This window comes from Microlunatus endophyticus, assembly GCF_014646195.1.
Taxonomy (GTDB): domain Bacteria; phylum Actinomycetota; class Actinomycetes; order Propionibacteriales; family Propionibacteriaceae; genus Microlunatus; species Microlunatus endophyticus.
Genome location: NZ_BMMZ01000007.1, coordinates 217,084 through 230,588, shown reverse-complemented (window position 1 = coordinate 230,588; position 13,505 = coordinate 217,084). Strand labels below are relative to the sequence as shown.

Here is a 13,505-nt window from a genome sequence, read left to right as displayed (position 1 = left end):
TCACTACCTCACCAAGCCACCCCGGCCACCGCCTACACCGCACGCCCCAAGGCCAACCCCACCAGCCACGGCACCGACCGCAGCACCGACAGCCACGACCGCGTCCGAGAAGACATCATCGACAAATCCGGCTCCGTCACCCTCCGCGTCGCCGGCAAACTCCGCCACATCGGCATCGGACGAACCCACGCCCGAACCCGCGTTCTCCTACTCGTCCACGACCTCCACGTCGAAGTCATCAACGCCACCACCGGAGAACTCCTCCGCGAACTGGACATCAACCCAAACCGCGACTACCAGCCCCTCGGCACCCGACCAGGCAGACCCCCAAAAAACCAAAAACCCGAACCCTCAAACTGAGGGTTCGGGCTATGCCGATGTCTTGCGACATCACAGCGTGCGCGAGGAGGGATTTGAACCCTCACACCCTTTCGGGCACTGGCACCTGAAGCCAGCGCGTCTGCCGTTCCGCCACTCGCGCGCTGTCCGCATGACACCCGACGGGAGACCCATGCGAACCGACGCGAAACATTAGCACGACATCAACCCGAACACCGCATCGAAGAGCTTGATAACAACGTCGCCCTGGTTGGCCTTCACCGCCCCCATCGCAGGTCCTTCTGCGAACGCGGACGACGTCGTTATCACGCCAGGCTGGCGAGCATGTCCGGCGGCAACTCCACTCGCTCCGGATAGCTGGTCTGGGTCCCCGGCGCGGTCACGCTCAGCGCCGCGATCCGGTTGGCCCAGCTCGCTGCGCTGCGCAGCTCGTCGCCCCGGGCGAGGTAGTAGCCGAGCGCACCGACGAAGGCGTCTCCGGCGCCGGTGCTGTCGACCGCCTCGACGGTCACGCCCGGAATCTGGTCGACACCGCCCTCGTCGGCCACCACGCACCCATCCCCGCCGAGCGTGATCAGCACCGCGCCCGGTCCGCGGGCGAGCAGTTCGCGCGCTGCGTTCGCCGCCTGTGAGACCGTGTCGACGGGATGCCCGGCCAGCAGGGCGGCCTCGGACTGGTTCGGGCAGAGCAGGTCGCAGCTGCCCAGCAGTTCCGGTGCCAGGTCCTCGCGTGCCGGGGCCGGATTCAGGATGGTGCGGGTGCCTTCGTCCCGGGCCGCCCGGAGCGCCGCCAGCGTCACCCCGACGGGTATCTCCAGCTGGCAGATCACCACGCCCGACTCCCGGAATGACGGCCGAGCAGCGGCAATGTCGTCGGCGTCGAGCAGATCGTTGGCACCGGTGACGATCACGATTGCATTACTACCGTCCGGCGCGACCATGATCGGGGCGACGCCGGTGGCCGCCTCGTCGCTGCGAGACACCTGTGAGGTGTCTATGCCCAGTTCGCGAAAGTTGGCGAGCGTACGATCGCCGAAATCGTCCGTGCCGAGCTTGCCGACCATCACCACATCCGCGCCGAGCTTGGCCGCCATCACCGCCTGATTGGCGCCCTTTCCGCCGAAACCGGTCCGGAAAGTGCTGCCGTGCAGCGTTTCCCCGAGTGCCGGCAATCGGGGCACGTAGCTGATCAGGTCGATATTCGACGCCCCGACGACGCACACCTTCGGACGGCTCATTGGTCTGATTCTCCTGGTCTGTCCATCGACTCCGGATCCGCTCTGAGAGTCTGCCAAGAGTCCGGGCGGCACGCACACGCTCGAGCGGCGGATTCCGGCACTTTTCGCGGTCCCGGATACGATCAACTTCTGTCACGTGGGCCACGCGCCCGCAACCGGGTGCCTGAAGCATCCGATCTCCGCAGCGTACGGAAAGGTTGGGCGTGGGAGTCTTCGACCGGTTCGAGCGCCGCATCGAGGGCGCCGTCAACGGCGTTTTCGCGCGCGCCTTCAAGGGCGACGTGCAGCCCGTGGAGATCGCGGCCCGGCTGCAACGCGAGCTGGACGCCGAGGCGAAGCTGCTGTCCCGCGACCGACGACTGGTTCCCAACGAGTTCGTCGTGCGACTGTCCCGGCACGACTATGACCGGCTGGCTCCGTACGGCAAGACCCTGATGAACGAGCTGCTGCCCGAGCTGAAGCAGCACGCCCAGGACATGGGCTACGTCTTCAACGGCCCGATCATGATCCATCTGGAGCTGGACGACACGCTGCCCACGGGCCGGTTCTCGGTGAGCTCGTCGGCGGTCGACGCCCGTACGGATCCGGCGCCCCGCACCGCCGGCCCGGCAGCGGTCCCGGTGTCGCAGCTGCGCAGCCGGATGGTGCTGGAGGTCAACGGGATGCGGCATCCGCTGAAGCCACCGGGCCTGGTGATCGGCCGGGGCACCGATGCCGACCTGCGAATCAACGATCCCGGCATCTCGCGCCGGCACGCCGAGATCCAGGTGACCAACCGCGGTGGCGGCCTGGACCTGGAGATCATCGACCTGGGATCGACCAACGGCGTGCTGGTCGATGGCCGTCGGGTGCAGCGGGCCGCGATCGGCGAGGGGTCGCGGATCGAGATCGGCAACACCCGGATGCTGGTGCACACACCGGCCGGGGCCTGAGGTATCAGCCCATGTCCGAGATCACCCTCACGATCGTCAAGGTGCTGTTCCTGGCGCTGCTGTGGCTGTTCATCCTCTTCGTCGCCTCGGTGATTCGCAGCGACCTCTTCGGTCGTGCCGTTCCGTCCGCCGACGGGGCCCGTCAGCTGCAGACGCCGGACCGGCCACGCCGGGCCAAGCGGACGAAGGGCCAGCCGCGGGTGATGACGATCACCAACGGGCCGACCGCGGGCACCCAGGCCGAGCTCGCCGGCGGGACGATCATGATCGGACGCGGCGCGGACTGCCAACTGCTGCTCGACGACGATTACGTGTCCACCCGGCACGCGCGAGTCGTGGCAGGCGGCGAGAACGGCGTCTACATCGAGGACCTCGGATCGACCAACGGCACCTACGTCAACGGCATGCGGATCACCGCGCCGACATCGATCACGCTTCAAGACACCGTCCGCATCGGCAAGACGGTCTTGAAGCTGGAGACCTGAGTCGATGGCCACCGACGACAGCGCTCGGCGGCTGACCTGGGAGTATCTGGCCCACTCCGAGATCGGCCTGGTGCGCAAGAACAACCAGGACTCCGGCCTGGTCTCGGCCGATCTGCTGGTGGTCGCCGACGGGATGGGCGGGGCCGCCGCCGGTGATCTTGCTTCGGCGGTTGCGGTCGACACCATCGCCGATGTCGACCTGAGTGATCACCACGACTCGGAGTCGGGCGGGGAGGATTCCGAGCCTGAGGGTCCGGCCGAAGCCGACACCAAGCTGCAGCGACTGACGGCGGCGATCTCGGCGGCCAACACCAGGATCGCCGACCTGGTCACCACCGATTACACCCTGGAAGGCATGGGGACGACCGTCACGGCCGTCGTGCGCGAGGGCGACGGCATCGGGCTGGTACACATCGGCGACAGCCGCGGCTATCTCTTCCGCAACGGCCGCCTGGAGCAACTGACCCATGATCATTCCTGGGTGCAGTCGCTGATCGACGAAGGCAAGATCAGCGCCGAGGAGGCCGCGGCCCATCCGCACCGATCGCTGTTGTTGAAGGTGCTCAACGGACAGCCCTCCAACGAGCCCGACCTGAGCACCATCCCGCTGCACGCCGGTGACCGCTTGTTGTTGTGCAGTGACGGACTGTGCGGATTCGTGGACGACGACGAGATCGCCGACGCGCTGGATGGCACCAGCCGCCGGGAGGCGATGGACCAGCTGGTCGACGCTGCGCACATGGCGGGCGGACTGGACAACATCACGATCATCATCGCCGACCTGTTGGAGGCCACCGACGACGATCCGGAGTCGACGGCCATGCGCTCGCCGATCGTCGCCCGGCCGGTCGGTCGACGGGCCGCCGCGGGCCCTGCTGATGCCCGCGCCGCCGGTGTATCCGCTCAGGAGGCCGACGGCCCGCTGGACCATCCGCAGCGGCTCGGAGCGGCGTCCGACCGGGACGTCCCCGGCGAGGAGGAACAGATCCGCGAGCGGGCCAGCCGCCGCGCCGCCGATGCGGATGACGACGATTTCATCGACTCGGACTATGAGGACGCCGACGACGGCGAGGACGAAGATCGCTACGCACCGCAGCCGCCGGCCAAGCGCCGCTGGCGGCGTCCGCTGATCCTGACCCTGGTCGTCGTGCTGGTGCTGGCCGTCGCCTCTGGCGCGGGCTTCGCCTGGACGCGTACGCAGTATTACGTCGGAGCCGACAAGGACGCGGTCGCAATCTTCCAGGGCCTCAACGAGTCCATACCGGGCTTGCCGTTGTCGCGGGTCTACGAGGTGCAGCAACTCGCGGTCTCGGACCTACCCGCCTACTACCAGGGGATGGTCCGCGACGGGATCGAGGCCGGCACCCTTGACTCGGCCCGTGCCACGGTGTCGCAGCTGAAGGAGACCGCCGCGCGGTGCGCGCTGCCGACCGCCCCACAGACCCCGAAGTCCAGCCCGACGCCGACCCATTCGCCGTCACCGACCCACAAGCCGACCCACAAGCCGACCCACAAGGCCACCGGCGAATCGACGACCAAGCCGCACACGTCGCCCTCGCCGACGACGACCCATACTCCGACCGCGAAACAGACGCACAGCACCCCGGCGCCGACTGTGCTGGCCACGCCCACCCAGTCCCCGACGGCATCCGGTCAGCTGCCCGGCGACGGGAAGTGCTGATCATGAGCGCAACTGACAATCCGGCCATGGTCACTGTGGTGCCGCGCAAGCGCCGCACCGTCGAGATGTTCCTGGTGCTCTTCGCCTCGGCGCTGTCACTGGCCGCCTACGCCCAGGTCGACCTGAATGTGCAGGGCCATCTGCCGACCAATCTCACCCTGGTCGCGGTGATCGCGTTCGTCCTGCCGCTACTGGCCCATGCGGCGATCCGCTGGCGGGTTCCTTACGCCGATCCGGTGATCCTGCCCTGTGCGACACTGCTCAACGGGCTCGGCCTGACGATGATCCACCGGATCGACCTGATCAACGATCCGCCCAGCACCGGCGCCACCCAGCAGTTGCTGTGGACCGTCCTGGGCATCGCCTTGTTGATCGTCGTGGTGGCGGTGATCCGTGATCATCGGCCACTGCAGGGATTCACCTACACGCTCGGCCTGGTCGGCCTGGTGTTGTTGCTGCTGCCGCTGGTTCCCGGCATCTCCTCCGGCGATGTCGGTGGGGCCCAGATCTGGATCCACCTCGGCCCGCTGAGCTTCCAGCCTGCCGAGGTCTCCAAAGTGCTACTGGCGATCGCCTTCGCTTCTTACCTGGTGGAGAAGAGGGACGTGCTGGCGTTGGCCGGCTGGCGGGTGCTCGGCATCGATCTGCCGCGAGCCCGTGATCTTGGTCCGATCCTGTTGGTCTGGCTGACCACCCTCGCGGTGCTGGTCTTCCAGAATGATCTTGGTACGTCGCTGCTGTTCTTCGGACTGTTCGTGACCATGTTGTACGTGTCCACCCAGCGGCCCGGCTGGGCGGTGATCGGCCTGGTGCTGTTCGCGGCGGGAGCGGTCTTCGGCTATTTCGCCCGTGGCCACGTACGGATCCGGGTGGCCATCTGGCTGCACCCGTTCGCCAACATCAACGAGTCGTACCAGCTGATCCAGGCCCAGTTCGGCCTGGCCTGGGGCGGCCTGCTCGGCCGCGGGCTCGGCGAGGGGCGTCCCGGTCTGACCCCGTTGGCCCGCAGCGACTTCATCGCCACCTCGCTCGGCGAGGAGCTGGGCATGGCCGGGCTCTTCGCGGTGATCATGATCTACGGACTGATCGTCTCCCGCGGCCTGCGGACCGCCCTGGCCTGCCGGGAGCCGTTCGGGAAACTGCTCGCCGCGGGATTGTCCTTCTCCTTCGCGCTACAGGTGTTCTTGATCATCGGCGGTGTCACCCGGCTGCTGCCGCTGACCGGTCTGACCACGCCCTTCATGTCCCAGGGCGGTTCGTCCATGATCGCCAACTGGGTGGTGATCGGCCTGTTGCTGATCATCAGCCACCAGGTCAGGCGTCCGGTGGCGACCACCCAGGATGTCGACCCCGGCGGCGAGTTGATCTTCGAGCGTCCGGGCCAGGTCTCCGATTCCGAGGAGACGCAGGCGATCCCGGCAACCCGAGGCACGGGCGGTACCGCCGACGATGACCAGCCCACCCAGATCCACGTCCGAGGAGGCCACCGATGAACAAGCCGATCCGGCGAGTGTCGATCCTGGTGATGGCGCTCTTCGCGCTGTTGCTGGCCAACGGCACCTACATCATGGTCTTCGAGCAGTCGTCGCTGAATGCCAACCAGCTCAACCGTCGGGCACGCGACGAGGACTTCGCGCAGAACCGCGGATCGATCCTGGCCGGGGATACCGCGATCGCCTACAGCAAGCCGTCCAACGACCGCTTCAAGTACCAGCGGGTCTATCCCGACGGGAAGATGTACGCCCCGATCACCGGCTTCTTCTCCTACGACCACGGCACCACCGGACTGGAGAATTCCTACAACACCCAGTTGGCGGGCACCGACGACAGCCTGTTCGTACGCCGGATGGTCGACCTGGTGACCAACCAGCCGCCGCAGGGCGCCAGCATCCAGACCACGATCAACCCCGCGGTCCAGAAGGCGGCCTACAACGCCCTGGGCGACCAGAAGGGCGCAGCCGTCGCGATCGATCCCAAGACCGGCGCGATCCTGGCGATGGTCTCCAAGCCGAGCTTCGATCCGAACACCGTCGCGTCGCACGACATCGAGTCCGCGAACAAGGCGTACACGAAAGCCGTGAAGGACCCCGACAACCCGATGTCCAACCGGGCCGCGCGCGAGATCTATCCTCCCGGCTCGACGTTCAAACTGGTGACCACCGCCGCGGCACTGGAGAAGGGCGGACTGACCCCCGACAGCAAGGTCGCCTCGCCCAACCGGCTGTTGCTCCCGGGCACCTCGACCTATCTCTCCAACGAGAACGGCGAGTCCTGCGGCGGCGCCAAGATCACCATGACCCAGGCTCTCGACGTGTCGTGCAACACCGCGTACGCGGGCATCGGCCTGAAGCTCGGCGCCGACACGCTGAGCAACGAGGCGGGCAAATTCGGCTTCGGCTCCCGGCATCTGAGCGATCTCGGCGCTGCGGCCAGCGTCTTCCCCGACGACATCAACGAGTCCCAGCTGGCGTTGTGCTCGATCGGCCAGTACGAGGTCGCCGCGAGCCCGCTGCAGATGGCGATGGTCTCGGCGGCGATCGCCAACGACGGGGTGCTGATGGATCCCTACATCGTCTCCGAGGTCCGATCCCCTGATCTGCAGGTGCTGTCCCGGACCAAGCCGCAGGAGCTGGACCGCCCGCTGTCGGCGGACAACGCCAACAAGCTCAAGCAGATGATGGTCAGCGTCGTGCAGAACGGAACGGGTACTGCTGCCCAGATCCCCGGGATCGGCGTCGGCGGCAAGACCGGGACCGCGCAGTCCGACCCGACCCGCAAGCCGTACGCGTGGTTCACCGCGATCGCGCCGTCGGACGATCCGCAGATCGCGGTCGCGGTGTTCATCGAGGACGCCAACATCCCGCGCGAGGACATCGCCGGCGGCGCCCTGGCCGCCCCGGTGGCCAAGGCCATGATCGAGGCGGCGGTGAAGAAGTGACTGGCGGGATCAGCGCTCCGGTACGGGCCGCACGGCTGGGACGCTCAGCTCGACGGTTGTCAGCAAACCCGGACCCAATGAGACTATGGCCGCGAACAAGGCGTGACCGGCGCCGGCGAAAGGAAACCACCCGATGACAGAGTCCGAAACGCCCGCACACCGATTGGTGGGCGGACGGTACGAACTCGGTGAGCTTCTGGGCCGCGGGGGCATGGCTGAGGTACGCCGTGCCATCGATCAGCGGCTCGGCCGGCCGGTCGCCGTCAAGCAGCTGCGCACCGACCTGGCGACCGATCCGACCTTCCAGGCCCGGTTCCGCCGCGAGGCTCAGTCCGCAGCCGGCCTGAACCACCCCAACATCGTCGCCGTCTACGACACCGGCGAGGAGCCGGATCCGGTGACCGGCGTCCTGGTCCCGTACATCGTGATGGAACTGGTTGAGGGGCCGACGCTGCGCGACGTATTGCGCGAGGGACGCAAGATCCTGCCGGAGCGGGCTCTCGAGCTGACCGCGGGCGTGCTGGACGCGCTCACCTACAGCCACCGGGCCGGCATCGTGCACCGCGACATCAAGCCCGCCAACGTGATGCTGACCCAGGCCGGCAACGTCAAGGTGATGGATTTCGGCATCGCCCGGGCCGTTGCCGACACCTCGGCCACCATGACTCAGACCGCAGCGGTGATCGGCACCGCGCAGTATCTGTCGCCGGAGCAGGCCCGCGGCGAGACCGTGGATGCGCGGAGCGACCTGTATTCGGCCGGCTGCCTGATGTATGAGCTGCTGGTCGGCCGGCCACCTTTCACTGGCGAGTCCCCGGTCAGCGTCGCCTACCAGCACGTGCGAGAGGCGCCGGTGCCGCCAAGCCGGATCGATCCGTCGATCCCGCACGACATCGACACCATCGTGCTCAAGTCGCTGGAGAAGGAGCCAGACGACCGCTATCAGTCGGCACGGGAGATGAAGGCCGACATCAACCGGGTGCTGGCCGGCGAACAGGTCACCACAGCGCTGGCCGCCCAGACCACCGCCGTACGTCCTGCCGTTCCGGTCGGACCGGATCCGGATGCCACCCGGCTGGTGCCGGCGCAGGCCGCACCCGTGGCCCAGACCCCGAGCCGGATGCTGCCGGGATCCGGACCCGACGACTTCGACGAGGACGAACCGCCGCGCAAGAAGCGCACCGGGTTGGCGGTGCTGTTGGTCGTGCTGATCGTGCTGGTGCTGGCCGCACTCGGGGCCGGCGGCTACTACTGGTGGCAGAACCAGAAGCCGCAGGCCGCACGTCCGCCAGTCAAGATCACGGTTCCCAGCGTGCTCGGGATGGACCGCACCCGGGCCGAGACGGAGATCAAGTCCAAGGGCCTGACGCCCAACATCACCAGCGTCAACGGTCCCGACGACGACACCAAGAACACCGCGACCGACCAGGATCCGAAGTCGGGCGTGAAGGTCGACCCGAACAGCACCGTGAAGGTCGAGATCAACGTCGGGCCCAAGCAGGCGACCATCCCCGACGATCTTGTCGGTGAGAACGTCAAGAAGGTCGAGGCAGCGCTCAAGGACGCCGGCTTCAGCTCCGACGACATCACCCGTCAGGACGCCCAACAGCCGGAGCCGCTGGACGCTGAGAAGGGTGACGTGCTGGCCATCGATCCCGACGAGGGCACGACGGTGTCACTGGACACCAAGATCACCCTCACCGTTGCGACCGGCAAGTCCGAGGTGCCCAACCTGATGGGCAAACAGGCCGGGCCGGCTGAGGATGATGCCGCGGCCGCCGGGTTCAAGACCTCGACCAAGCAGGTCGTCAACAAGGACAATCCCCCGGGAATCGTGATTGCCCAGAGCTACGACGAGGGCACGCTGCTCAAGCGCGGCACGACGATCGTGCTCACCGTCGCCAAGGCTCCGCCAAGCCCGTCGCCGACCCCGACGCCTCCGGCCTCGACACCGCCGGCGACCCCGAGCAGCCCGACACCGGGCAGCAGCCCGACAGACACCCCGACCAAGGGGTAGCGTTCGGCTCCGGGGAACTATTCGAACAACTGTCCGATAGCGGTGTTAGGCTCGATGCATGAGCGCGATCACCGTAGCGACGACATCTCGTACCCGTAGTGCGGATCTGCAGGATTCGCTGCTGGACTTCGCCGAGGACATCGACCTCGCACCGCTGGACGGTGCGGTCGAGCGCCGGACACTGACCCGGGGCGCCTGGGTCGACATCCGGCCGGGGTGGCTCCAGGGTGCCGACGCATTGATGAGCAAGCTGGTCGAGGGGGTGGGTTGGCACGCCGAGCGCCGGCAGATGTACGAGCGGGTGGTCGACGTGCCGCGGATGCTCTGCTTCTACGACGAGGACGACGCGCTGCCCGATCCGGTCCTCGACCGGGCCAAGACGATGCTGAGCGACTACTACGGCGCCGAGCTGGGTGAGCCGTTCCGTACGGCCGGGATGTGCCTGTATCGCGACGGCCGGGACTCGGTCGCCTGGCACGGCGACACCATCGGACGCGGCAAGAGCGAGGACACCATGGTCGCGATCCTGTCGGTCGGTGCCGCCCGGGTGCTCTCGCTGCGACCGCGAGGCAGCACAACGACCTGGGCCAGATATCCGCTCGGCCACGGCGACCTGATCGTGATGGGCGGCTCCTGCCAGCGCACCTGGGAGCACGCGATCACCAAGACCGCCAAGCCGGTCGGACCGCGGATCAGCATCCAGTTCCGCCCCCGCGGCGTCCGCTGATCGCCGAGGGGTCACAAACTCCCTGATTTGTGCGGCGAGTCATGCGTTGGCGATCTGGCAATCGGTGGCAATCACTGGGCAGCTCACCGGCGGTCGGTCTAGGTTGACGGCACCGAAAATCGTGTGAGGAGACAGACCGTGGCCAAGATCGGCGTGCAGGCGATGATGCTCAAACAGCAGGTTGCCGACCGCGGGGCGTACGACGTCTGGAAGCAGCTGGCCGACATCGGCTTCAGCGTGGTCGAGGTCTCCCAGATCTCCCTGACCGACCAGACCCGCGACGACATCGCCCGCGCCAACGACGAATTCGGGATGAGCGTCGCGGCGATCTCAGCCGGGATGGGTGCGACCGGCGGCGGTGGCAACGACTCGCTGCGAGAGTCCTTCGACAAGATCGTTTCCGACTGCCAGGCTCTCGGCGCTAACCGGGTCCGGATCGGCATGCTGCCGATGGAGGCACTGGAGTCCAAGGAGACGTTGATCAACTTTGCCGCGGACGCCAACGAGATGGCCCGGCGGATGTCCGATCACGGCATCATCCTGAGCTATCACAACCACCACATCGAATTCGCCCGGGTCGACGGCGTCCACATCCTCGATCTGATCAAGGACAACGCTCCCGAGCTCAAGCTGGAGGTCGATGTGCACTGGGTGCAGCGCGGCGGGATGGATCCGGTCACCGTGCTCACCAAGTACGTCGGCCTTGTTGATCTTGTGCACCTGAAGGACTACCGGATCGCCGTGCCGCCGGCCGAGGCGTTCGCCGCCCTGAAGTCCGGCGATCGCGCCACCTGGCAGAAGCACTGGACCAACATCGTCCAGTTCGCCGAGGTCGGCAGCGGCAACCTCGACTTCGCCGGAGTGATCGAGGCCGGAATCGACGCCGGTGCCGAGTACCTGCTGATCGAGCAGGATGATCAGTACGGCCGCGACATCTTCGACTGCCTGACCGACTCCCGCGAGCACCTGATCTCGCTGGGCTACTCGGACCTCCTCTGACGCCGAGGAGTCAGTAATTCCCTGAAATATCCCGCGTGTCGCGAACGACCGCGACAACACACCGCAGAGATCAGGGAATAAGTGACCCCTCGGCGATGGGGGGAGATCAGGACCGCGCGGACATCAGGGGCGCGAGTCCGACGGCACGAGACGGGGCATCCTCGTCGCCGCAGATCTTCAGCCAGTTGGCGAGCAGCTGGTAGCCGTGTTCGGTCATCACCGACTCCGGATGGAACTGCACCGCCTCGACCGGGAGCGACCGGTGGCGTACGCCCATGATCACGCCGCTCTCGGTGACGGCGGTCACCTCAAGATCATCCGGCACCGAGTCCGGCTTGATCGCCAAGGAGTGATAGCGGGTCGCGGTGAAGGGCGACGGCAGCCCGGTGAAGACGCCGACGTCGTTGTGCTGGACCAGCGAGGTCTTGCCGTGCAGGATCTCCGGCGCCCGGCCGACGAATCCTCCGTACGCGACCCCGATCGCCTGCAGTCCGAGGCAGACTCCGAAGATCGGCCGCTTTCCCGCCTGGTCGCCGATCAGGTCGACGCAGACGCCGGCCTGTTCCGGGACGCCGGGACCGGGCGACAGCAGGATGCCGGCGTACGGCTCGGCGTAGTCGGGATCGCTGAAGCGGGCGTCGTCGTTGCGCCAGACGTCGACCTCGGCGCCGACCTGGGCCAGGTAGTGGGCCAGGTTGTAGACGAACGAGTCGTAGTTGTCGACGATCAGAATGCGCAACGGGCGTCCGGACACGGCGTCATTCTTCCATGGGGCGCCTAACGCTCAGCGGGTCGGCGATGCCGACGGCAAGCCGGGGGCGTGGGCGTACTGCAGGTCCAGAGCGCCCGTGTAGGCGGAGAACTTCGCCCGCGAGGTCGTACGGACCGAATAGCCCATCCGATAGCGCTGGACGTACTGCTGGAAGATCTGCACGAAGGACGAATTCTGCAGAGTCGCCTGGAGGCGGGCGGTGTTGCCGATCGCCCTGATCCTGTACGGCGGTGCGTACGGGATGCCACGCAGGATCACGGTGTTGCCGACGCACTTGATTCCGGTGGTCGAGATCACCCGCTGGCCCTGGATCGTCATCGCCTCCGCGCCGCCCTCCCAGAGCAGATTGACGATCGCCTGGATGTCCTGCTGATGCACCACCAGCAGATCCGGATCGATGCCGTCGGAGGCGACGTCGGACGGTGCATCGTCCAGGGTGACCGTGACCGCCGGACCGGTCACCGCCTGCAGCCCGGCCTGCTCGGTCCGCTGCGCGAGCGCGGCATCCTGGCCGGAATCGCCCTGCTGGGCCGCCAACTGATCGACCTGGGAGCGCAGATCGGTGACCTGCTGGGCAAGCTGGGCGTTCCGTTTGGACTCCGACTGCACCAGGCTCACCAGATCCGTGTTGCGGGCCGGGCGCAGGTCGATCCCGCGGGCGTTGATGGCGCTGACCGTGATCATCAGTGAGGCGGCCAGGCAGACCACGCCGGTGAGGACCCTCCCCGAGCGGTGCCGCCGGTTCCGCAGCCGCTGCCGGACCCGGGCACGGACGAGCGCCCGCCGTACCCTTTCGACGACCGGCCGTTCCACGGCTCTCCTTTTGCTGTGCCCGGTTTGCTGTGCCCGGTTTGCTGTGTGTGGGGCTGCTCCGAAGGCAGGAAATGTGGCTCTGCAACCGGGATTGACTACGCTACCTGTCAGGCCCCTGCTAGGAGAGATCGTTGCCTGAATCGAGAGTCCGCAAGTCCGTCGACGACAAGCGCAAGCGCGTCGAGGCTGCGAAGTCCGCCTCCAAGGCGCCGTCGTCGACCGCGAGAACCGGCACGCCGAGCGTGAAGAAGGCGACCTCCGCGGCCGACAAGACCGACTCCACGACGTCCGGTTCGGCGACGTCGGATGCGAAGTCCGCCACCAGCAAGACCACCAGCAAGACCGCCACCAGCAAGAGCACGGCGAGCGCCACGGCCAAGCGGGTGTCCCGCCGGATCGAGCAGGAATCCAAGCCGAAGGGCCGCCGCTGGCTGCTGCCGGCGGCGATCGTGCTGGCCGTGCTCGGTGCCGCCTGGGGTGTGGCCCACTTCGTCACGCCCAAGCTGATCCCGGGCGAGCACGGACTCGGCAAGTGGAACATCCTGATCGGCGCCGGCGCGATCC

Annotated in this window: 10 protein-coding genes, 1 tRNA gene and 3 pseudogenes; 10 read left to right on the top strand and 4 right to left on the bottom strand. The window is 67.2% G+C overall.

Features of this window, described 5'->3' with window-relative positions; all coding sequences use genetic code 11:
- Positions 1 to 360: pseudogene (locus tag IEY07_RS15440) on the top strand (hypothetical protein); the annotation flags it as partial.
- A 38-nt stretch (positions 361 to 398) separates the two neighbouring features.
- On the opposite strand, the gene IEY07_RS15435 reads toward IEY07_RS15440, so the two are convergent.
- A tRNA-Leu gene (locus tag IEY07_RS15435) sits at positions 399 to 481 on the bottom strand.
- Between the two features lie 163 nt (positions 482 to 644).
- The gene (gene rbsK / locus IEY07_RS15430) at positions 645 to 1,577 is read right to left on the bottom strand and encodes a ribokinase (RefSeq protein WP_188896279.1); all 933 of its coding nucleotides are present in this window, start codon (positions 1,575 to 1,577) and stop codon (positions 645 to 647) included.
- Between the two features lie 203 nt (positions 1,578 to 1,780).
- On the opposite strand from rbsK, the gene IEY07_RS15425 reads away from it, so the two are divergent.
- From IEY07_RS15425 to IEY07_RS15390, 8 genes and pseudogenes are all read left to right on the top strand, one after another.
- Entirely contained in the window at positions 1,781 to 2,509 is a 729-nt protein-coding gene (locus IEY07_RS15425) for an FHA domain-containing protein (protein ID WP_188896278.1), read from the top strand.
- Between the two features lie 11 nt (positions 2,510 to 2,520).
- Positions 2,521 to 2,994, top strand: coding sequence for an FHA domain-containing protein FhaB/FipA (locus IEY07_RS15420; RefSeq protein WP_188896277.1), 474 nt, complete (start codon positions 2,521 to 2,523; stop codon positions 2,992 to 2,994).
- Positions 2,995 to 2,998: 4 nt separating this feature from the next.
- Entirely contained in the window at positions 2,999 to 4,675 is a 1,677-nt protein-coding gene (locus IEY07_RS15415; protein ID WP_188896276.1) for a PP2C family protein-serine/threonine phosphatase, read from the top strand.
- 2 nt (positions 4,676 to 4,677) lie between these two features.
- Positions 4,678 to 6,027: pseudogene (locus IEY07_RS15410) on the top strand (FtsW/RodA/SpoVE family cell cycle protein); the annotation flags it as partial.
- Between the two features lie 137 nt (positions 6,028 to 6,164).
- Entirely contained in the window at positions 6,165 to 7,613 is a 1,449-nt protein-coding gene (locus tag IEY07_RS15405; RefSeq protein WP_188896274.1) for a peptidoglycan D,D-transpeptidase FtsI family protein, read from the top strand.
- A gap of 133 nt (positions 7,614 to 7,746) precedes the next feature.
- Positions 7,747 to 9,630: a Stk1 family PASTA domain-containing Ser/Thr kinase gene (pknB, locus tag IEY07_RS15400; RefSeq protein ID WP_188896273.1), complete on the top strand. Its 1,884-nt coding sequence runs from the start codon at positions 7,747 to 7,749 to the stop codon at positions 9,628 to 9,630.
- A gap of 58 nt (positions 9,631 to 9,688) precedes the next feature.
- Complete coding sequence (locus IEY07_RS15395) at positions 9,689 to 10,357, top strand: alpha-ketoglutarate-dependent dioxygenase AlkB (protein ID WP_188896272.1); 669 nt, start codon at positions 9,689 to 9,691, stop codon at positions 10,355 to 10,357.
- 138 nt (positions 10,358 to 10,495) lie between these two features.
- Positions 10,496 to 11,356, top strand: coding sequence for a sugar phosphate isomerase/epimerase family protein (locus IEY07_RS15390; RefSeq protein ID WP_188896271.1), 861 nt, complete (start codon positions 10,496 to 10,498; stop codon positions 11,354 to 11,356).
- A gap of 106 nt (positions 11,357 to 11,462) precedes the next feature.
- Here the strand turns inward: IEY07_RS15390 and IEY07_RS15385 are convergent, their stop codons facing one another.
- Both IEY07_RS15385 and IEY07_RS15380 read right to left on the bottom strand, forming a co-directional pair.
- The gene (locus IEY07_RS15385; protein ID WP_188896270.1) at positions 11,463 to 12,110 is read right to left on the bottom strand and encodes an aminodeoxychorismate/anthranilate synthase component II; all 648 of its coding nucleotides are present in this window, start codon (positions 12,108 to 12,110) and stop codon (positions 11,463 to 11,465) included.
- A gap of 30 nt (positions 12,111 to 12,140) precedes the next feature.
- Entirely contained in the window at positions 12,141 to 12,941 is an 801-nt protein-coding gene (locus IEY07_RS15380) for a DUF881 domain-containing protein (RefSeq protein WP_188896269.1), read from the bottom strand.
- A gap of 242 nt (positions 12,942 to 13,183) precedes the next feature.
- Here IEY07_RS15380 and IEY07_RS24480 point away from each other — a divergent pair.
- Positions 13,184 to 13,501: pseudogene (locus IEY07_RS24480) on the top strand (cell division protein CrgA); the annotation flags it as partial.
- Positions 13,502 to 13,505: the final 4 nt, after the last annotated feature.